This window comes from Ruegeria sp. THAF33, assembly GCF_009363615.1.
Taxonomy (GTDB): Bacteria; Pseudomonadota; Alphaproteobacteria; order Rhodobacterales; family Rhodobacteraceae; genus Ruegeria.
This window is the reverse complement of the sequence record NZ_CP045386.1, coordinates 150,689-169,236: the sequence shown is the minus strand read 5'-3', so window position 1 is coordinate 169,236 and position 18,548 is coordinate 150,689. Positions and strand designations below refer to the sequence as shown.

At 58.3% G+C, this 18,548-nt stretch carries 18 protein-coding genes; 11 read left to right on the top strand and 7 right to left on the bottom strand.

Annotated features, from left to right (window positions below; genetic code table 11):
- Positions 1 to 168: 168 nt before the first annotated feature.
- On the bottom strand, positions 169 to 1,137 hold the full coding sequence (repB, locus tag FIU92_RS21700) for a plasmid partitioning protein RepB (RefSeq protein WP_152460800.1): 969 nt from the start codon (positions 1,135 to 1,137) through the stop codon (positions 169 to 171).
- A complete protein-coding gene (gene repA, locus FIU92_RS21695; RefSeq protein ID WP_152460799.1) occupies positions 1,137 to 2,321 on the bottom strand; it encodes a plasmid partitioning protein RepA in 1,185 nt (394 codons plus the stop codon). Before repA ends, repB begins: the two co-directional genes overlap by 1 nt.
- A gap of 837 nt (positions 2,322 to 3,158) precedes the next feature.
- On the opposite strand from repA, the gene FIU92_RS21690 reads away from it, so the two are divergent.
- Both FIU92_RS21690 and FIU92_RS21685 read left to right on the top strand, forming a co-directional pair.
- Entirely contained in the window at positions 3,159 to 3,416 is a 258-nt protein-coding gene (locus tag FIU92_RS21690; protein WP_152460798.1) for a type II toxin-antitoxin system ParD family antitoxin, read from the top strand.
- Between the two features lie 41 nt (positions 3,417 to 3,457).
- Positions 3,458 to 3,757, top strand: coding sequence for a type II toxin-antitoxin system RelE/ParE family toxin (locus FIU92_RS21685; RefSeq protein WP_371419771.1), 300 nt, complete (start codon positions 3,458 to 3,460; stop codon positions 3,755 to 3,757).
- 54 nt (positions 3,758 to 3,811) lie between these two features.
- On the opposite strand, the gene FIU92_RS21680 is transcribed toward FIU92_RS21685, so the two are convergent.
- Positions 3,812 to 4,867 (bottom strand): tyrosine-type recombinase/integrase, encoded by a 1,056-nt coding sequence (locus tag FIU92_RS21680; protein WP_152460796.1) that lies wholly within the window; start codon positions 4,865 to 4,867, stop codon positions 3,812 to 3,814.
- 156 nt (positions 4,868 to 5,023) lie between these two features.
- Here FIU92_RS21680 and FIU92_RS21675 point away from each other — a divergent pair, with 156 nt between their 5' ends.
- The 4 genes from FIU92_RS21675 to FIU92_RS21660 all read left to right on the top strand — a co-directional run bounded on the left by FIU92_RS21675 (position 5,024) and on the right by FIU92_RS21660 (position 9,484).
- Positions 5,024 to 6,643: a Mu transposase C-terminal domain-containing protein gene (locus tag FIU92_RS21675; RefSeq protein ID WP_172978568.1), complete on the top strand. Its 1,620-nt coding sequence runs from the start codon at positions 5,024 to 5,026 to the stop codon at positions 6,641 to 6,643.
- Positions 6,644 to 6,647: 4 nt separating this feature from the next.
- Positions 6,648 to 7,523 carry a TniB family NTP-binding protein gene (locus tag FIU92_RS21670; protein ID WP_172978567.1) on the top strand — a complete coding sequence of 292 codons (876 nt, stop codon included), beginning with the start codon at positions 6,648 to 6,650 and terminating at the stop codon, positions 7,521 to 7,523.
- Between the two features lie 4 nt (positions 7,524 to 7,527).
- Complete coding sequence (locus FIU92_RS21665) at positions 7,528 to 8,574, top strand: TniQ family protein (RefSeq protein WP_216646614.1); 1,047 nt, start codon at positions 7,528 to 7,530, stop codon at positions 8,572 to 8,574.
- A 244-nt stretch (positions 8,575 to 8,818) separates the two neighbouring features.
- A complete protein-coding gene (locus FIU92_RS21660; RefSeq protein ID WP_152460792.1) occupies positions 8,819 to 9,484 on the top strand; it encodes a hypothetical protein in 666 nt (221 codons plus the stop codon).
- Positions 9,485 to 9,488: 4 nt separating this feature from the next.
- Here the strand turns inward: FIU92_RS21660 and FIU92_RS21655 are convergent, their stop codons facing one another.
- Positions 9,489 to 10,598, bottom strand: a complete 1,110-nt coding sequence (locus tag FIU92_RS21655; protein WP_152460791.1) for a transporter — start codon at positions 10,596 to 10,598, stop codon at positions 9,489 to 9,491.
- A 237-nt stretch (positions 10,599 to 10,835) separates the two neighbouring features.
- Between FIU92_RS21655 and FIU92_RS21650 the strand changes: the two genes are divergently transcribed.
- From FIU92_RS21650 to FIU92_RS21630, 5 genes are all read left to right on the top strand, one after another.
- Complete coding sequence (locus FIU92_RS21650; protein ID WP_152460790.1) at positions 10,836 to 12,830, top strand: heme lyase CcmF/NrfE family subunit; 1,995 nt, start codon at positions 10,836 to 10,838, stop codon at positions 12,828 to 12,830.
- A gap of 4 nt (positions 12,831 to 12,834) precedes the next feature.
- Complete coding sequence (locus tag FIU92_RS21645) at positions 12,835 to 13,404, top strand: DsbE family thiol:disulfide interchange protein (RefSeq protein WP_152460789.1); 570 nt, start codon at positions 12,835 to 12,837, stop codon at positions 13,402 to 13,404.
- The gene (locus tag FIU92_RS21640; RefSeq protein ID WP_152460788.1) at positions 13,401 to 13,889 is read left to right on the top strand and encodes a cytochrome c-type biogenesis protein; all 489 of its coding nucleotides are present in this window, start codon (positions 13,401 to 13,403) and stop codon (positions 13,887 to 13,889) included. The genes FIU92_RS21645 and FIU92_RS21640 overlap by 4 nt, the downstream gene beginning before the upstream one ends.
- Positions 13,886 to 15,034: a c-type cytochrome biogenesis protein CcmI gene (ccmI, locus tag FIU92_RS21635; protein ID WP_152460787.1), complete on the top strand. Its 1,149-nt coding sequence runs from the start codon at positions 13,886 to 13,888 to the stop codon at positions 15,032 to 15,034. Before FIU92_RS21640 ends, ccmI begins: the two co-directional genes overlap by 4 nt.
- 115 nt (positions 15,035 to 15,149) lie before the next feature.
- Positions 15,150 to 15,608 (top strand): ATPase, encoded by a 459-nt coding sequence (locus FIU92_RS21630; protein ID WP_152460786.1) that lies wholly within the window; start codon positions 15,150 to 15,152, stop codon positions 15,606 to 15,608.
- 9 nt (positions 15,609 to 15,617) lie between these two features.
- Here the strand turns inward: FIU92_RS21630 and FIU92_RS21625 are convergent, their stop codons facing one another.
- The 3 genes from FIU92_RS21625 to FIU92_RS21620 form a co-directional block, all read right to left on the bottom strand.
- Entirely contained in the window at positions 15,618 to 17,714 is a 2,097-nt protein-coding gene (locus FIU92_RS21625) for a protein-disulfide reductase DsbD (RefSeq protein WP_152460785.1), read from the bottom strand.
- Positions 17,715 to 17,831: 117 nt separating this feature from the next.
- The gene (locus FIU92_RS22920) at positions 17,832 to 18,035 is read right to left on the bottom strand and encodes a hypothetical protein (RefSeq protein WP_170602093.1); all 204 of its coding nucleotides are present in this window, start codon (positions 18,033 to 18,035) and stop codon (positions 17,832 to 17,834) included.
- 9 nt (positions 18,036 to 18,044) lie between these two features.
- Positions 18,045 to 18,368 (bottom strand): DUF2933 domain-containing protein, encoded by a 324-nt coding sequence (locus FIU92_RS21620; RefSeq protein ID WP_172978565.1) that lies wholly within the window; start codon positions 18,366 to 18,368, stop codon positions 18,045 to 18,047.
- Positions 18,369 to 18,548 lie beyond the last annotated feature (180 nt).

The following is an 18,548-nucleotide window of genomic DNA, read 5'->3' as shown; positions in this document are numbered from 1 at the left end:
TCGGCAGACAAAAATTACCCGTTCGCTCAAGAGCGTTTTTTCTTGTGTGGCGATTCGGGTGCTGCTAGATTCTAGGTGTCTAATCTAAGAATTGCGCTTTGCGCAGCAGCCCTCGAAGCTCCGGTTTCGGGGGTTTTGTTTGTTTGCCTTCCTCCTTTCTGCTCGTCCTCAGTTCTTTTCCTCGGTGTTTACAGCTGTAAACTCAGCGTGTGAGCGCTTGATGATTTCAGCCATGTTTTTGTCCAACCAGCTAGCAAAGCCAGCGTTAGCTCCGGTTCTTTTGACCGAAACAGTTAGTGATCCGTTGGTGGATTTGATTGTAACGCCTTCAATTGGGCTTACTTCGGCTGCACCTTCTCTTTGTCGTGCACCACGTTTGACTGCTGCCTTAAGGAGCATTTCCAGCCGATCATCTGACGACATCGATGGCTCAATGGTTGCAAGCAAATTGGCCGCTTCATCTTCCGTCAGCTTGCCTGCAACGAAGTGTTCTGCAAGCCCGGTCCATTTTGGGCGGCCAGATTTTGGGGCTGCGCCGATCATGTCACCAATCTTTGCAGGAACATGTTGCGTAACTTTTGTCAGGTGAGACAGCCCTGATTTCGAAACGTTCAATACTTGCCGCACCGTTGCAGTGTCATGCCCGGAAGTCAGGATCGCCTCGGCAAAACGTGCTTTCTCGTAGAAGGAAAGATTGCGCCTCGCAGCATTCTCAAGCCCCTTGGCGAGAAGCGCTGAAGCATCGTCGATATCCTGAACATTGGCGCGAACTTTAATACCGAGTTCACGGCAGGCTTTGAGCCTCCTCCTCCCATAAATTGCCTCGTATCGACCGTCGGATTTCGATTTTCTAACAAGAATGGGAACTTGTTGGCCACCGTCTTGGATGCTCGACATCAAGCTTTCAAAACTATCGTCATCTTCGTCGGTGTTTACAGCTGTAAACTCACCAAGCCTATCGGCTGGGCCCCAATCGTCGATCAAAGCAGGGTCAATTTCCCTGATTGCGGCAAGAGAGCCCTGAAGCGCACCAAGAGCAGGGGCATTGGGTTTTGGAGTTTTATCGATGGCCTTGGGGCTCGAGCGCGCGATGGTGTTTGCGATCCCCGACATCTCCTGAAGCGACTTTCTAGCCATTAGCTGCGTCCCCATGCTTGATGGATCATTTGCTCTACCTCAGAGCCGATCGCATCCATTGAGTTCTTTGCCCGATCATAAGTTGCGCGTGTCATTTCTGACCGCACGACTTCGTAAATTGATTGTTTGAGCATTGTGGCGTCACTGACCGCGGTGCTTTTGAGGGCTGTAGCTGACATAACGCGATCCTGAAACAGTGCCCGCATGAACGAAGCCAGTTGTTGGGACGGTACGTCTGTTGGCTCGTCACGCGTTATCAGGAATTTGAAGTTGTCGTATTCGAGCGTAGCGCCGGCATCTTCAATGACTGCCATGTAAGCACCAGCGAGTTCGAGAAATTGAGCCGTCGAAGACACGTCCAGCATCGAAGGTGTAAGTGGCACAAGCAATGAACTGGCGGCCGCCATCCCAGCAATTGTCAAGAATCCTAGTTGAGGTGGGCTATCAATCAGAACAAGGTCAAAATCGCCTTCCACCTGGGCCAGGGCATTCCGTATTCTTGTAAAGAACGGATGGTCTGGATTGGAGTGAACGGCAGATTCTGTCTCAAATTCGGAAAGAACAAGCCGTGACGGAGCCACAGAGAGACCGGGGAAGTATGTCGGAAGCACGACGTCCGCCATATCTACCGGATCTTCATATCGAATAGCGTCGTAAATCGTCAGCCCGTCAAACTCTATTTCCGGGCTTATGCCGCACATGGATGTAAGAGAGCCTTGAGGATCCAGATCAACAGACAGTACACGGTAACCGCGAAGCGCAAAATAGTGAGCCAAGTGAATTGTTGTGGTGCTCTTACTGCTGCCGCCTTTGAAGTTCATCAACTGCCAGACTTGGAGCTTTTCTCCTTCAGTCCGGCGAGGGACATAGCGCCCTTTTTTGCGTGAGGTTTTCTCAAGCGTTTCGCGAGCCTCCCAAAGTTCTTGGGCAGTATAGTAACGCCTACCGCTGCGTACGTCATTCGGTTCAGGAATCGTTCCCTCTGCATGGACTTTGCGCATGAATTGACCTGAGACTCCTAAGAGTTCAGCAGCTTCTGGCGCTGCAAAATTTCGCAGTGATTTGGTGTTGTCGGGGGCAAATGCAGCAAGTAGATGTTCCCGGATAGCCGAGTTTAATCTCTCAGATATTTCCGTGGCGAGTGCCGATGGTCTTTCTGCCGCAAGTGGTGTCACGGGAATCATGTAGTTGCCTCAAATTAAAGAATGTGGTCATTTTTGCGCCACTTGAGATAAACAGCCGTGATTCATTGCACTAAGTCAAGGATTTTCGCCTATATTGTAGGTTTTCCAACGCGGAGGACTACATACGCTTTGCATCAGAGCAGGGTGGTTTACAGTTGTAAACTCGGTTGAGCGGGATCATGGATTCTTTCAGTCGATGAAGTTCTAACGTAGGCGTGCGAAGGCATTCCTGTAAAACTCCTCCCTATGCTCCGCTTTGAGTAGAACGCCTCTAGCATGGAGTTGGAGTGAAGGCCGAACGGCTTTTGGCGCAAATCGCGCAATTGGGAAGGGCAGGGAGCTAGTTGAGCTGATTGGTCAAATTCTCTCGCCAACAATTTCGTTATCAAGTTTTCTGCGATACCAACTTCGTAACAATACTTCTGCGCCAGTACGGGAGTACGATGCGGTGAGAATGGCATGGCGATCTGGGTCAGATACACCGAGCTCAGCCCGTGCGCAGAGGCAAAACACGCGAACATTCCGGCTAGAGTCAGCCGCTCGCCAATTGCCCAAGAAATGGCATACCGTGAGGGCGGGGTTTCGGGAATTGTGCGCCTATAAGTTGCGACGGAACAGGGAACTGTACTCGATCCAGTGCAGCTGTGCTTGCGCGGCGCGGCTTTTGGCGCAAGTCTCTACCGTCATTGGATTCATATGGGATCACAGACATGATCCGTGTGTTCACGTCCCATTAGCGTCTATAAAACCAGCTTGCTCGAATTAGTGATTTTGGGCTCCTCAATCGTTGAACCGACGGTCTCGTTGGCATATATTGCCAAAATGGAGGCTTACGCCATGGTAACCCGCAATGTTGTACTTACAGAATCGCAGGATCAACTGGTGCAGAATCTGGTTGCGTCCGGTCGATATCAGAACGCCAGTGAAGCGTTGCGCGCCGGCCTTCGGCTTTTGGAGCGGGAAGAAGCGGGGCTGGAGTCTCTCAAACAAGGCTTGCAGGAGGGTGTAGCGCAGGCTCAGGCCGGAGATTTGGCAGAAGGCAGCGGTTCGGATGCGATCCGTCGTGCCTTTGCAAGGGCACGATCCAAGGCGTGACCAGACCCTTTCGACTGACACGCCGTGCTGAATCCAGCCTGGTGGAAATTGCCCGATGGACCATCGACAAGTTTGGATCGCATCAAGCCGATCTTTATGAACAAGAACTAATAGCGCGCTGTCAGGCCATCACAGAGGGCAGGGTGGCCAGCCGCAGTTGTTCTATATTGGTCGAAGAGGCGGCGGATCTCAGATATGTGCGCGCAGGAGAGCATTTCCTGGTTTATCTGGATCAGCCGGACGCGGTGATCATTGTTGATATCCTGCATTCCCGTTGTGATCTGCCGCGACATGTTTCCACGCTGGCCACGTTAACAGATGCTACAGGAAACAAGACATAGGCACAGCAGCCGGAGTTTCCCTCAAGCGGGGATTTTTAAATAGTCAGTAAGTACTCACCCCAGTAGATCAGTCGCCGGGTTATCCGCGATGTCCACATCGTCGTAATATTTCTGCGCCTGCGCCATGGAGCGATGCAAGGATAGGCGCATGGCGGCCTGGATCGGCGCACCGTCCAGCGCGGCTTGCGTCAGAAAGCCCGAGCGCAATCCATGCGGCGAGGCGAAATCCTCGGGCAATCCGGCCAGCCTGAGACGATGTTTGACAATCTGATAGATCGCATCCGGGGTCAGGCGGCGGTTCAACACCCGGTCAGCCTTGGAGATGGGGCGGAACAATGGGCCACCCTCGATCCCGCCACCCTCGATCCAATGCATCAGCGCCTGCGCGGCGCGGCCTTTCAGGATCAGGCGCGGCGTCTCTCCCTTGGCCGTGGTCTTGGTTTCCAGCAGCGACAGCCAGGCGACGCCGGATGTGTCGAACTCCTTCAGCGACACGTCTTCGCGCATCAACCCGGTGATCTCGGACCGGCGGCGCCCGCCGCTGGCCCAGCCCAGCATCAGGATCGCCCGGTCGCGGCAATCCCGGCGCGAGCCCCGGCAGGTGGCCAGCAGCTGCTCCAGCACATCGCGGGTGATGGGATGGGCGGATTTCGGGGCCGGGGGCCGTGCGGCAGCACGTCTTGCCTTGGCGCGGGCCTGTTTCACCTGCGGCGCAACAAAGGGGCTGGCGAGGTTCTTCATCCGGTGGAAGGCCAGCCAGGACGCAATGCGCCGGTCCAGGGTCGACGGGGCCGGGCAGGCCAGCGATTTGCGTAGCCCCTGCGCAATCAGCACCTCCGCGGTTTGACGCGCAATATCCTTATCGGGCGCATCACCCAGATCGCGCGCATGATCGAGGATGAAGGCCAGCGCCGTGGCCTCACTTTCGGGCCAGTCCAGCGCGGCGCTGAACCGGGCAGATTTCCATGCCGTGACATAGAGCAGGTCGCGCTCATAAGCCCGCAGCGTGTTGGCGGGGGTGCCGCGCACATAAAGGTCGGTCAGCGCCTCCTGATCTGCCTGCGACAGGGCAGGGGCGGTGGCTGGGAGGTATGGGGCAGGGGGCTTCATGGTGTCGATTTTCCCAAACCTGTAGACTGCTCTTGCTTGTTTCGACCATTTTTCATGGTTGGCCTTGTGCTGTGCTGTTCCTTTAAGTGTAGACTCGCACTGAATTTGTGCCAATACTTGTTTACAAAATTGCAGATTTCAGCGCGGCGGAGACGAATGGGTGGTGTTGAGGCGATTGACGAAGCTCGTTGGGCGGAGGCCGTGCGGCGTGAGCGGGAAATCCGCCCCCTGAGTCAGCGACGGGGCAACCGGGCCGAGGTTGCACGGGCGGCTCGACGGCTGAACCTCTCCGTGGCCTGGGTTTACCGGCTGCTGAACAGATATTCGGAAGATCCCAGGACGGTGTCACTGGTCCCTGCAAAAGGTGGTCGTCCAAAGGGGCATCGTTTGCTCTCGGATGCGGTTGAGGTCATCATCGCCGATCAGCTGGACCGGTTTTATGCGTCACGACAAAAGCCGGTTCTGTCTGCCGTACACCGGGAGATTTCGAGGCTTTGCAAGGCGCAGGGTTTGAAGCCACCGAGTTTAAAGTCGGTCAGAACCCGTGCCTTACGCCTGAATCAGGTCAAACTGACACGGTCACGGGAGGGGTACAGGGCTGCTCAGTCAAAGGTCGGGCCGTCCAGAGGGTCTCTCGAGGCCACTATGCCCCTCAGTGTCGTGCAGATTGATCACACGCTTGTTGATGTCCAACTGGTCGATGACGTTCGGCGCAAACCGATCGGCCGGCCCTGGCTGACGCTGGTTCTGGATGTCGCCACCCGCATGGTGCTGGGGTTTGTCGTCTCGCTGGACCCGCCATCCCGCCTGTCGGTCGCATTGGCAATAGCGCAGGCTGTCGGGGACAAAGCGGAGTGGCTGTCAGCGCGCAATCTCGCGCATATTTGGCCCTGTACAGGGCTTTTTGACACGATCAAGCTCGACAATGCGGCAGAGTTTCGGGCCGTTGCACTGAAACGGGGGTGCGAACAATACGGTATGGCGCTGGATTTCCGCCCGCCGGGTGCGCCCTGGTGGGGTGGCCATATCGAGCGCTTGATGGGCACATTGATGACCGAATGCCATCTGTTGCCAGGCACGACGTTCTCCAATCCGGTCGAAAAAGGGGCGTATGACAGCGAGGCCCGAGCCGTCATGACGCGCGCTGAGCTGGAAACCTGGCTCGCGGGCCGGATCACCGGTGTCTACCACAACCGGGTACATACGGCGCTTGGACGCACGCCGTTGAGCGCCTGGAGAGCGGCCGAGGCAACAGGGTGGGTGCCCAGAACTCCAAAAGATCCGGACCGGGTGTTGCTCGATTTCCTGCCCTTCGCATACCGCACGCCACGCCGAGATGGCCTGCAGCTGTTCAATATCGCTTACTGGCATCCGGAAATGGCGGTCTGGGCGGCGTCAAAGCCCGGTAAACTGCCGGTGCGCTATGATCCCCGGGATTTGTCCTGTGTCTGGCTTGAGACGCCGGAAGGGCGGTTTGAGCGGTTAACCACCAAATATGCGGATCGCCCACCAATCACCCTTTGGGAGCACCGGGCGGCCCTTGCTGTGTTGCGCGAGGCGGGGCAGGGAACGGCAAATGAGGCCGCTGTGTTCGACGCCATTGAGGCAGGCCGCCATCTGGTGTCGGCCGCCGCCGGGAAAAGCCGGGCGGCGCGGCGGGCTGAGCAGCGTCGAACCGATGCGCACAAGGCACTGGATGCGCCAGAATCCGGTGCTGAAGCGGAAGTGCCAGACCCGAATTATGTGCCGAAAATCTATGATTCCGAACTCTGGTGAAGACATGAACGCATCTTTCACGCATTTACCGCCCGCAATTCGCCCGCTGGCGGTTTTGGGCGACACAGAGCGCAGGCGGATTATCCGGTCTGATCGTTGGGTGAGCTACCCGCTGGCGATGCAGACGGTGCGGCGGGTCGAGGAGTTGCTGCAGCGGCCCAGGGTGTCACGAATGCGCTCGCTGTTGATCCATGGGCCGTCCGGCATGGGAAAAACCCTGATCCGGCGCAAACTGGAACGGGATCATGCGGACGGCTTTGCCGTGCCGGGCAGCGACAGGTCGCATCCGCTGGTGTCGATGCAACTGCCAGCCCGTCCCGATGAGCGGCGGTTTTATGCACATCTTCTGGACCGGCTGGGCGCCCCTGCGCGCCCGCGGGACACGCTGGACCAGATCGAGATTGCCGCCCTTCGGCTGTTGCGGCACCTGCAGCCGGCGGCGCTTTTGCTGGATGAGTTCCAGCATGTGGGGGCATCAGGGGTTCGGGATGTTCAGGCACTCCTGAACCTGATCAAGTTTCTGGCCAACGAGCTTGAAATGCCCGTGATCGCCTTCGGGACCGATGCCTCCCTGCATGTTCTGAAGCTGGATACCCAGGTCGACAGCCGGTTTGACAAGCATGGCCTGCAGGTCTGGCGGGATAATGTAGCTTTCGCGGACTTGGTGTGCAGCATCGTGGCTGCAATGCCCCTACGCGCCCCTAGCCCGGTACAGGATAGGGCTGTGATGCGGGCGCTTGTGGCCCTGTCGGGGGGTATCACGGGGGATGTGTTCCATCTGCTGACGACGGCCGCGGCAACAGCCGTCGGGGGCGAAGAGCGTATCACGTTACAGGGCCTCGAAGCCGCAGCTGCCGGGGAATGGCAGGCCTTTGCTTGACAGTTTGCCATTTGTCCCGGCCCCGCGGTCGGGGGAGAGCCTGTCGGGCTGGCTGGGTCAACTGGTGGCACTGTATTTCGGGACGGAACGGCGCATGTGGCGGTGGATGGGGCTGCAAAACGGTCCCACTGATAGCGATCGTCCCGATCGCGACCACCTGGAGGCGCTGGCTCGGTGCACTGGCATCGATGTTGCGCGGTTTTCTGCGATGGTGTTGCCGTGGGTCGAGGAGGCGCCCAGGCTTGCGGATCGGCTTCGGGTCACAGCTGCTCCATGGCGGATCGGGCCGTTCCGGCTGTTAGATGGCACCCGGCGCTTTTGTCCCTTGTGCCTGGCCACGGCCACGCCGCTGTGGCCGCTGCATTGGCGCATGGGCGGCCCGGTGTGCCTGACGCATCACGTGTGGCTTGAGCGGGCGTGCAGCCACTGCCAGGAGCCTTTGTCTGTGACCGGCCTGCCACTTACCTGTTGTGCCCGCTGTGCCACGCCCTACCGCGTCACCCCGGTTGATCCGGTCGATCCCAGGGCAATGGCGTGCCTGGCCTCGGTCCATCGGCGTATCGTGAAGATCGTGTCGGACCCTGATCGGACACGGGTCCGGGCGATGACCGGGGCTCTGGATTGGGCCGCGCTGGGACAACTGGCCGGGCAATACGGACAGCACCTTGCGGCAGGCACATCTGTTCGAGACTGGCGGGCGGCTTTGGAAGCCTGTGCAATCGCGGCCTTGGAACGAAACGTTGTGCTGGCGAATATGCCGGTCTTGGCGGCGCGCGAGGCGTCTCCAACCCAGGGCAGGGCACCTGTCGTACAGGCGCGCACAGCCATGGGGACACCAAAACCTCCGCAGCCGGTCTCTGTTCTCGACGGGCTGAAGGACCGCATAGGGGAGGCCCTTGCGCAAGCCCGCACAGATTTGACGGCTCAAGGCCAACCGGTCACAGCTAAAGCGTTGAGGCGCCGGGCAGATCAGATTTTACGGAAGCAGAGTGTCGGGCAGGGCAGGAGTCTACGGGTTTTGGACCAAAGCCGTCGCGAGTCCAGTGGTTAAGGAAAACCGACAATGGCAGCCACTCTGCGCGCATTTCGCGGCAAAATCAAATAAACCTGATAAGGGGTACTTATCAGATGTGATTGTGATTTATGAGTGCGCCAAAAGTAACGATCAAAACGGTCTATTTTTGCGCGTAAGGCGGGTCGAGGGCTTGCGGAATAATATAATCGAAGGTTCTGTGGCAGGTCTGTGACCCATTTGGCATCGACATTGCGCTGGAACCGTTGGCAAACTAAATGAAATGAACAGATATTTTGCCACTGAATTGCCTTTCTGGAAGTTTGCCAGAAACACGCTGATCGTCAGTTGCCTCGCGTTGTTTCCGCTGTTGGCCATCTTCGTTTTGCGCACGCCGGGCTTTGCGACGCACCTCCTGAACAGTGGTCCCGCGTTTGTTCGGTTTTTGCGCCAGGTGGTGACGAACGGGTTGCCGGTCGTGTTCCTCGTAAATTATCTCAGCTTTTTTCTTTTCGCAGTTGGGGTAAGGGCGCGGGGCAAATGGGCCATCCCGGCCCGGTATCTGCTGATTGACCTGCTGCTTCGGGCCGTCCTGTTCATCGGGCTGCATGCGCTGATCTACGCGCTTTCGGCGGACTGGTTCGGGTCTTTCGGCGGTGATCCCGTAGTGGCGTTGCGGGTAGTCGGTCCGACGCTGGTGCGCTCCGCCTACTTCGAGAACATCTCAGGCGTTTACCTGTACGCCACGCTGGTCGGAGCGCTGCCACTGTACCTATCCGTTGTTCAGAGCCAGATCGCCCACGGTACTGGATTTGCGGCCCAACTGGCACGTCGCGTACCCGGGCGCGGCGGACCTGTGATATTGGCCCTTCTACTGATGGCGGTGTCAGTGGTCGTTCTGACCACCGCGGCGGCGCTGATTGTCCGTTTACAGTCGGTTTGGGGCTGAAGGGTCAGAACGCCCTGCGTATCGCGAAGGAGACTGTGTAATCGCGTTCAAGCTGGGGCCCATCCAGATCTTGATACGCCGGGATCACGCCCTCGATACCCAGACGCGTGCCCGCCAAAACGCCCGATCCCGACACAAGGTAATTCACTCCGATTCCGATGCTCAGAAACTGTCCGCCGCGCAGGGTCGGATCGGCGGTGGGCACCATGCCTGGGTTCAGGCGTGCATCCGACCCGTCAATGTTTTTGACGATGTCGCCGACCACCCGCAACGAAGAGCTGAACTGATCATTCCAGCGCCGTGCACCCCAAACTGTTGCTGAATAGACGTTGCCCAAGGTGTAACCGGCATCATTCTCACCCATCCGGATCATGGCGGCCAGCTGGGCGCCCCACGACCAATCCGCGTTCTGGCCCGTATAGGTGACGCCCGGCAGCAGGTCGTAAGTGCCTGAACCCAGTTGCATGGGGTAGGGCAACAGCTGGTCCGGCCCGGCCGGTGTGGTGTCGGTCTCGTCTATCGAGCCGGTCGGCAGACTGAGGCCAAGAGATAGTTCCAGCACCTGCCCGTTGGATTTGTAGATATCATATCCGCCGATGATCTTCAGATCGCCAAACCCCTGTGCCTTGGTCTTAAAGGTCTGGCCCATGCGGGTCTGGTGCTTCATCGTCTTACGTGTATAGGGCAGCATCGCCATCACTGAGATTTCGTCGGTCACACCGTACATCAGGCCGACCATCGCCATGTTCATGCTCATGCTGAGCGGCGCGATCGGATACTGCGACAGCACGTCCGAGGTAGACAGCGACTGCGTTCCGGTACGATTTCCGTTCATCTCCATGTTCATGTAAGAGAACACCGGCATCAAAACACCCTCAGGCGGATGCATACCGCCAACGACACCCGTTGGCGGTACCGCGTCGGGGCGCATCATCGTGGACATGCTTCCCATACCTGACATGTTGCTGGAGGCTTGCGAGTTCATCGCCACGTTGTCAGCCGGACGGTTTTCAGGTTGGGCCATGGCAGGTGACCCGAGGCTCAGCCCCCCAGCCAGCATTACGGCCTGGAGGCGTTGCCAGACGCACAAAATCTTGCTGTTGTTCCGTGTCATTTTGCCCTCGTGTTCGTTTGTTTCCTGAATCCGTGTCCTGAAAACAAAATGTTCGGTACGCCCATTGGTGAAGCCGGAATGGTGGGGGTCTCCAGCGCTGGAAGGTCAAGGCCACCGGCCAGACTTGCGCTCGTCAAGAATGCATCAGCCGGAGGGGGGTGCGGCAATAATGCGCTTGACCCTCCAGCGCTGGATTGTCGGACAAGGCCGCAAAACCGGAAATCCGGAGGGATTGGAATGATACCGGAAATCGGGCAGTTCGCCCTGGCGCTTGCCCTGGCCGTGTCCTTGGTGCAAAGCGTATTACCCTTGATTGGAGCAGCCCGGAACAATGTCATGTGGATGCGATCGGCATCTGCGACCTCGGTCCTGCTGACAGCGCTGGTTGCTATCGCCTTCGCCGCTCTAATGTGGTCCTTCGTGGTCAGCGATTTCACTGTGCTAAATGTGGCCAGCAATTCTCATTCGCTGAAACCGATGCTTTTCAAGGTGGCTGCGACCTGGGGTAGCCACGAAGGGTCGCTGCTGTTGTGGATTCTGATATTGGTGATTTTCGGGCTGGGTGTGTCTCTGTTGGCTCGGAACATCCCGCTGAAACTCAAGGCGCGCACTCTGGCAGTGCAGGCCTGGATCAGTGCGGGGTTCCTGTCATTCATGCTGTTCACCTCGAACCCGTTCGACCGGGTGTTTCCGGCACCGCTGGATGGTCAGGATTTAAATCCGCTGTTGCAGGATGTCGGCCTGGCTATGCACCCGCCGTTCCTATACCTGGGTTATGTCGGCTTCTCGATCGTATTTTCTTTCGCCGTGGCTGCCCTGATTGAGGGGCGGGTCGATCCGGCATGGGCGCGGTGGGTCCGACCCTGGACATTGGCGGCCTGGGTGTTTCTTACACTTGGTATCGTTCTGGGCAGCTGGTGGGCCTATTACGAACTGGGTTGGGGCGGCTGGTGGTTCTGGGATCCGGTCGAGAATGTCTCGTTTATGCCCTGGCTTGCTGGCACAGCGCTGTTCCATTCGGCCATTGTGACCGAAAAGCGCGGCAGCTTCAAAAGTTGGACGATCCTACTGGCCGTTTTGACCTTCTCGTTGTCCTTGTTGGGGACATTCATTGTCCGCTCAGGCTTGCTTACATCGGTCCATGCGTTTTCGGTCGATCCCGAACGCGGCATTTACATCTTGGCGCTGTTGGCTGTCGCGATCGGTGGTTCATTGACGCTGTTTGCCATACGCGCACCGGAGATGGAGGGCGGCGGTCTTTTTGCCCCGATCAGCCGCGAGGCCGGTTTGCTTATTAACAACCTGCTGCTGGCCACCGCAACGGCGACGGTTCTATTCGGTACGCTTTATCCGCTTTTGCTTGAGGCTGTGACAGGTGAAAAGATTTCGGTTGGACCACCTTATTACAACGCCAGTTTCGTGCCGATCATGCTGGTTCTGGTCGTTGTAATGGGGATTGGGCCGCTGTTGTCATGGAAGCGGGCGGATTTGCGCGGTGTTCTGGGCCGGCTCAAATGGGTGGCCGGGGTTAGCCTGCTCGTAGCGTTGCTTGTGTGGTATCTGGATACCGGCGGCCCAGCCTTGGCGGTAGTGTCGATCGGCCTTGCGGTTTGGTTGCTGGGCGCTGTGCTGACAGAGTGGGCCAGCCGAATTAAATTGGGTGAGGCGCCGTTGGCCGAGTCCCTGCGTCGGGCCCGCAACCTACCGCGTTCTCATTACGGCATGGTCGTGGCCCATGCGGGGTTGGCTGTCTGTATGATCGGCTTTATCGGGTCCAGCGCTTGGAAATCCGAGGTCGTGACTTTTGCCGAGCCCGGAACACAGATTGAGATAGCAGGGTTCGACGTGCGTTTTGACGGTGTGGAACAGCTTCGCGGTCCGAACTATCTGTCTCGCACGGCCACACTGACGGTATTTCGCGATGGCGCTTATGTCACCACGCTTCAACCCGAGCGCAGGGCCTATCTCGTGGCGGGTACCAGTACGACCGAGTCGGCAATTCGAACGACGTTGGCAGGGGACCTTTACGCCTCGATATCGGAACCGGCGGCGGAATCAGAACAGAGCAAATGGACCCTGCGTATCTTGTATGAGCCATTGGTGGTCTGGATCTGGATAGGTTCAGGATTGTTGGCATTGGGTGGGGTCTTGTCACTCACCGATCGGCGTCTACGCGTCGGTGCACCACGAAAACGGACTGGGCAGGGCTCCATTCCGGTGGCGGCGGAGTAGGGCAATGAAACGTCTATTTGCACTGTTCCCAATTACGATTGCCGGCATCCTGGGTGCCTTCCTGCTATGGGGACTGAATCCCGATCGCGATCCAAACGAAATCCCGTCTGTTTTGATCTCGCAGCCGGTGCCTGAGTTCGACTTGCCGCCGGTCGATGGGCTGGATACCCACGGGCTGTCCAGTACCGATCTGGTGGAAAATGACGGGTCAGTTCCGATCGTGGTCAACGTGTTTGCGTCCTGGTGCGTGCCCTGCCGGGCCGAACATGCGGTGCTGACGCGTATGGTGCGCGATGAGGGCATTCGCCTGATGGGCATTAACTACAAAGACAAGCCGCAGGGCGCGCGGAAATGGCTCGACGATCTGGGCAACCCTTATGAGCGCATCGGTTCCGACCTGGACGGCCGAGCCGGGATCGAATGGGGGATTTCCGGCGTACCGGAGACCTTTGTGATTGATGGCGCGGGCAAGGTCGTATTCCGTTTTGTCGGCCCGGTGCTGGGCGACGAGGCAATTTCAAAGATGCGCACCGCGCTGGATCAGGCGCGGGCGGTCGGAGGAGAGGCGTCATGATACGTCGAATTGTAATTACCGCAGTCACTCTGGCGACGCTGGTGTCGCAGCCGGCATTCGCGGTTGAGCCCGACGAGATACTTGTAGATCCGGTTTTGGAAGAGCGGGCCCGGGCGATTTCAAAACAGGTGCGCTGCGTGGTGTGCCAGAACCAAGACATCGACAGTTCCAACGCCGGGGTGGCGCGCGACTTTCGTCTGCTTGTGCGCGAACGGCTGGTGGCAGGTGACTCGGACCAGCAGGTTATGGATTTTCTGGTTGCGCGTTATGGCGACTATGTTCTGTTCAACCCGCCATGGAAGCCATCAACTTACATTCTGTGGGTTGCGCCTATCGTCATCCTGGGGCTGGGTGGTATCGCGACTGCAGCGGTATTGACCCAAAATGCGCGCCGATATCGGAAGTCGCGAAAACAAGAGACGGAACGCGGCGCGAGCGAAGAACGGAATCCCGAAAACCATTCACTCACGGAGCCGCGCGCATGATCTGGATTATCTTTTCATTCATGGCCGCGGCGGTGTTTCTGACGCTCGCCCTCTCCGGTATGGGGCGCAAGACCTCGGACTTGTCGAGACGCGAAAGCGCCTCTGCCATCTTTTCCGACCAGATCGGCGAAGTTGAGAAGGACCTTGAACGAGGAATTATCTCGGCCGAAGAAGCCAAGGCCGCCAGAGCCGAGATAGAACGTCGCCTGAAGGCGATTGACCGGCAATCGGACGACAAAGCGATGATGGGCCATTCCGGGCGTGCACTGATTCTACTTGCCGCGCTGGCAGTTCCAGCACTCGGAGCCGGTCTTTATTGGCAACTGGGTAATCCCGACATCCCCAGCCAGCCATTTGCCCAACGCGAGGGGGAGCAGGCGGAAGCCCGTGAAATCGCCGACCTTGCCGTGCGCCTGAAGTCGCGGCTCGAGGCGGATGAAACCGGCGGACCAACCGAGGGATGGGTGTTGTTGGCTCAGACCTATATGCGTATGGGACGCTTTGGAGATGCCGCAGACGCGTTCGAGGGGTTGCTGGACCGACCCAATGCGAATTCAGCGCTGGTGTCGCAATATGGCGAGGCGTTGGTCTATGCCGATGACGGTGTCGTTACGCCCAAGGCCGATCGGGCGTTTGAACGAGCCTTGGAACTGGACCCATCGAACCCAGCAGCGACATTCTACAAAGCCGTTGGTCTGGAGCAGGCTGGATCGCCTGATGAGGCCTATGATCTACTGAAGACACGGATCGACGCCGAAGAGGAGTTCCGGCCATGGATGGAGAGTTTTGTGGCCCAGCTTAACCGCATCGCCCCGTCGATCGGACGGGCGCCGGTGGATCTGGCGGCTTTTGCCCCTTCCATGCCCGGCCCAACTGCCGATCAAGTGGCGACGGCCGAGGAGATGTCCGACGAAGATCGGCAGGCCTTCATCCGCTCGATGGTCGAACGGCTGGCGAGCCGGATGCAGGAAAACCCAGGCGATCTGGACGGCTGGATGCGGCTGGGCAACGCCTATTCGGTGCTGGGCGAGACCGACGGCGCCCGGAACGCCTATGGCAGGGCAAGGGATCTGGCGGATGACCTGCCGCAGGAGGATCCGCGCAAGGTGGCAATCGACCGGGCATTGCTGGAACTGGGGGGTTGAATCCCGCAGCCTGGCGTGGGTCGGGCCGGCGCCGACTTTGCGCTTCGATGCCCAGTGAGCATCTGGAAAATGCCGGTTTAGGCTTTCGCATGCCGATCTTTAGGAGGTTGAGACCATGAAAGTTGAAACGTTTTCTGATCTAATTGTCTGGACGCGGGAAATGCATCATTGGCTCGCTGAATGTTTGGCCCACTGTTCGACACAGTCCGAGCAGGAACTGGTCAGGATGTTGCTTACCTACCTCGCCGACCATGAGGCTGCTTTGGAGAAAATCATCGATGGCTTCGTGAAACGAGCCGATCCCAAAGCGCTCAACACGTGGGTATATGACTATTTGGGCCATGAGCCGATCGACCCACATCGCACCTGCGACAGACCGTTCGCACAGATGAGCGTCGATGAGATCTGCGAAGCGGTCTTCGATCTTCACAATCAGGTGATCGATTTATATCGGTATTTGCAAGGGCGTGCCGAGATACCCGAGGCACGCGAACTCCTTCAAGCACTACTGGATATGGAAGAGCACGAGACCATGCGTTTGGCGCAGCAGAGCAATCGCATCCGGGATATGTGAACTCCGGGGTCAGGATCCGCTTTCCACAGCTCCGCCCGCAATCGGCGCGGCCTGTTCCATCGCGCCGAGAATGGCGTTCGTGGTCAAGATCTCTGGCAGGGCGATGCCTTCGGGGGCCGACGGGCCGTAGACGATGTTGAAGGGGATCCCGAACCGGCCATTGTCCTCAAGGAACCGGGCGATCACATCGTCGGGGCGGGTCCAGTCGGCCTGCATCGGAATTGCTTTGTCCGATTGCAGTGTTGCCAGAACCTCGCCGCGTTCCAGAACCAGCGCTTTGTTGGCCTTGCAGGTCAAACACCAATCGGCTGTGACATCGACGAAAACCACCTCGCCGCGCGAAACAAGGCGGGCGATTTCGGAGCGGCTGAAGGTAATCCATGGGATCTCTCCGGCTGGCTCAAGCAGCTTGGACCGGTCTTTGCCGGCAATCACAACCGGTGCAGCAAACGCTGCGGTCAGCGTCAGCAACAGGGCTGTCCAGCGCAGAACGGGTGGCATCATCGTACTTTTCCAGATCAACAGGACCAGCACAGTTGCAGCCAGCACGGTAGCAGTTGCAGCAGTGTCTCCGGCCACCCCGACCATCACCCAGACCAACCAGCCGATCGTGGTCAGCAGTGCCGCCGACAGGGCCCATTTTAATCCCACCATCCAACGCCCCGGTTTAGGCAGAGCGGCGGTGAGTTTCGGGTGTACTGCAACCAGCAAGTAAGGAATGGCCAGCCCAACCCCCATTGCGGTGAAGATCGCCACGATATCCACCGGTCGGCCGGTCAAGGCAAAGGCCACCGCCGTGCCGAGGAAGGGGGCCGAGCAGGGCGTCGCCAGAACTGCTGAAAAAGTTCCGGTCAGGAAATCCCCGACCAGCGACACGCGGCCCTTTTCGACATGGGCCAGCCGGGTGTTCAGCGACTGCGGCAGCGTGATCTCGAACAGGCCCGCGAGGCTGGCTGCAAAAACCGCCAGCACCACGATCATCACCGCAAGGAAAAGCGGATTCTGGAACTGGATGCCCCAGCCGACGGAATAGCCCAGCGACCGCGCCGCAATGGTGATAGCCGCCAACAGCCACATGAATGTCAGGATTCCGGCTGCCGAAGCCAGGAACCCGGCGCGAATCTGAGCCGCAGAGCGGTCGCGAGCCTTTACCGCCGAGGAAAGCTTGATCGAAAGCACTGGCAGTACGCAGGGCATGACATTCAGAATCAACCCGCCGCCCACCGCCAGCAAAATGATCCAGACCAGCGCGCTGGCTGAAGTTTCGGCGGCCGCGATCTCATATGGTGGCGGGGTAGGGGGAGCGTCGGTACGGGGCGAAAACTCGGCCACGCGGTTGGTGTCGGTAACCGTGACGGACAAGGAGGGGGGGGCCTGTGCCAGAGCGAGGACCGGGAATTGCACCCATAGCTGACGCCTGTCGCCAGCGAGCCGGATGTCGGGTGCACCAAACGCGGTATCACGTCCCATGTCGGGAAAGACATCAGGCGCATCAAAGGGCAGGTCGCTGGTGAAATTCAGCGTCAGCATCTCGGACTCGGTATCCAGAGTCGCAGCGTCGGACTTCATTCCGCTTGTGTTTCCCGTGGTTGGCACCCGCGACAGAAAGGCATTTATAAGCCGGGCCGAGTCCTGATCCCGACCCGTTCCCTGAGTCAGCGACAAGTCCAGCGAAAACTCGACCGGCACACAGATATCGGAACAGATCAGCGTTGTCACAGCGGCCTTCAAGTCAACTGGCGCTCCGGGGTTCTCGAGTGTGACGGTCAGCGGAAAGACCACTTCGTCCTTGTACCCGAAATTCTCGATCCCGAAGGCGCGAAAACGGATCGGCGCGGGCCAGTGAAACTGTACGTCGCTGACGTTTTGCGAGCCGTTCCAAGTGATCTTGGGCGGAATTCCCACCTCACCAGGCGATTTCCAGTAGGTTTTCCAATCTTCGCCCAGTTTCAGATGCAGTCCTGCAGTGATCGTCTTGACGTCAGGCGCGATCCCGTCCTGCGCGGTAATTATGTGTGCGATCAGGGGCTCTGATTCATACGCTTGGGATGTAGCTGCAAGGCTTGTCCCGGCGGAAGTCTGGCCAAAGATTAACCCCAAGATCATAATACATAAATTTAGGAGTGTTCTTGCCATTGCGCGTTGCCATCGGTTGTTTTGCACCCGTCTCTGCCAGATTCCAGCGCTGGAGGGTCAACGAGCCGGAATGTCACATCCCCACGATCAGCTCACGAAACCTTCGCGCCCGTCTTCGCAGATGAAATAGGCCCCGCCATCCGCGCCCTCCCATTGAACCCGGCAACCTTGGGGCAGGGCGTATTCAGGCTGCGGCGGTTGCAGCGGGCATAGTTTAGGGCGTGGTGCGCAAGCCGCCAGCGAAAGAGCGGCCAGCGACATGGCGGCCAACCTTGAGCACCAAAGCTTCATGATTGAAGATTATTGCCGGTGTACTGGGTTCGGTCCGACCGCGGCGTCTGTTGCCTTTGGTCTTTCCGATTCAGATTTGTTCGAATGACAGGATTTTCCCATCGCCTTGTGCATAAAGAAATGGGCTCCGAGGCACAGGATCAACGGTGCGAAAAGACCCAAGGATTCAGAAAGCCCGCCAACCGTCCCGCCGGCGATGAAGTAGAGAACGATCGGCGTTATCATGGCAATGCAACATACCATCATGCCCCATTTCAGGATCTTGCCGCCGCTAACCGGTGTTGACGCCTGCGGCGCGTCTGCAATCTGATTTTCTTTCACATTCAACTCCAAAATTCGGATTGGAGACCTCTGCTAACGCCTTCCCACGATGGAAGGTCAAGCTGTTTTGGCGCGAAGCGAATTTGACGCTGTCAAACCAGTCCAGCATTTGCTTGGGCCTTACTTGGTGCATAGACACGGCCGGAACAGGGAAGATTTTAGGGGTATGAACAGCAGGCATTGTCGTCCCGA

Excerpts from the sequence above, each read along its gene's own strand:
- FIU92_RS21640 (WP_152460788.1), top strand. The coding sequence starts at position 13,401 with ATGATACGTCGAATTGTAATTACCGCAGTCACTCTGGCGACGCTGGTG.
- FIU92_RS21655 (WP_152460791.1), bottom strand. The coding sequence starts at position 10,598 with ATGACACGGAACAACAGCAAGATTTTGTGCGTCTGGCAACGCCTCCAG.
- FIU92_RS21645 (WP_152460789.1), top strand. The coding sequence starts at position 12,835 with ATGAAACGTCTATTTGCACTGTTCCCAATTACGATTGCCGGCATCCTG.
- repA (WP_152460799.1), bottom strand. The coding sequence starts at position 2,321 with ATGATTCCCGTGACACCACTTGCGGCAGAAAGACCATCGGCACTCGCC.
- FIU92_RS21675 (WP_172978568.1), top strand. The coding sequence starts at position 5,024 with ATGGGTGGTGTTGAGGCGATTGACGAAGCTCGTTGGGCGGAGGCCGTG.
- FIU92_RS21630 (WP_152460786.1), top strand. The coding sequence starts at position 15,150 with ATGAAAGTTGAAACGTTTTCTGATCTAATTGTCTGGACGCGGGAAATG.
- repB (WP_152460800.1), bottom strand. The coding sequence starts at position 1,137 with ATGGCTAGAAAGTCGCTTCAGGAGATGTCGGGGATCGCAAACACCATC.
- FIU92_RS21650 (WP_152460790.1), top strand. The coding sequence starts at position 10,836 with ATGATACCGGAAATCGGGCAGTTCGCCCTGGCGCTTGCCCTGGCCGTG.
- ccmI (WP_152460787.1), top strand. The coding sequence starts at position 13,886 with ATGATCTGGATTATCTTTTCATTCATGGCCGCGGCGGTGTTTCTGACG.
- FIU92_RS22920 (WP_170602093.1), bottom strand. The coding sequence starts at position 18,035 with ATGAAGCTTTGGTGCTCAAGGTTGGCCGCCATGTCGCTGGCCGCTCTT.
- FIU92_RS21690 (WP_152460798.1), top strand. The coding sequence starts at position 3,159 with ATGGTAACCCGCAATGTTGTACTTACAGAATCGCAGGATCAACTGGTG.
- FIU92_RS21625 (WP_152460785.1), bottom strand. The coding sequence starts at position 17,714 with ATGATCTTGGGGTTAATCTTTGGCCAGACTTCCGCCGGGACAAGCCTT.
- FIU92_RS21670 (WP_172978567.1), top strand. The coding sequence starts at position 6,648 with ATGAACGCATCTTTCACGCATTTACCGCCCGCAATTCGCCCGCTGGCG.
- FIU92_RS21680 (WP_152460796.1), bottom strand. The coding sequence starts at position 4,867 with ATGAAGCCCCCTGCCCCATACCTCCCAGCCACCGCCCCTGCCCTGTCG.
- FIU92_RS21660 (WP_152460792.1), top strand. The coding sequence starts at position 8,819 with ATGAACAGATATTTTGCCACTGAATTGCCTTTCTGGAAGTTTGCCAGA.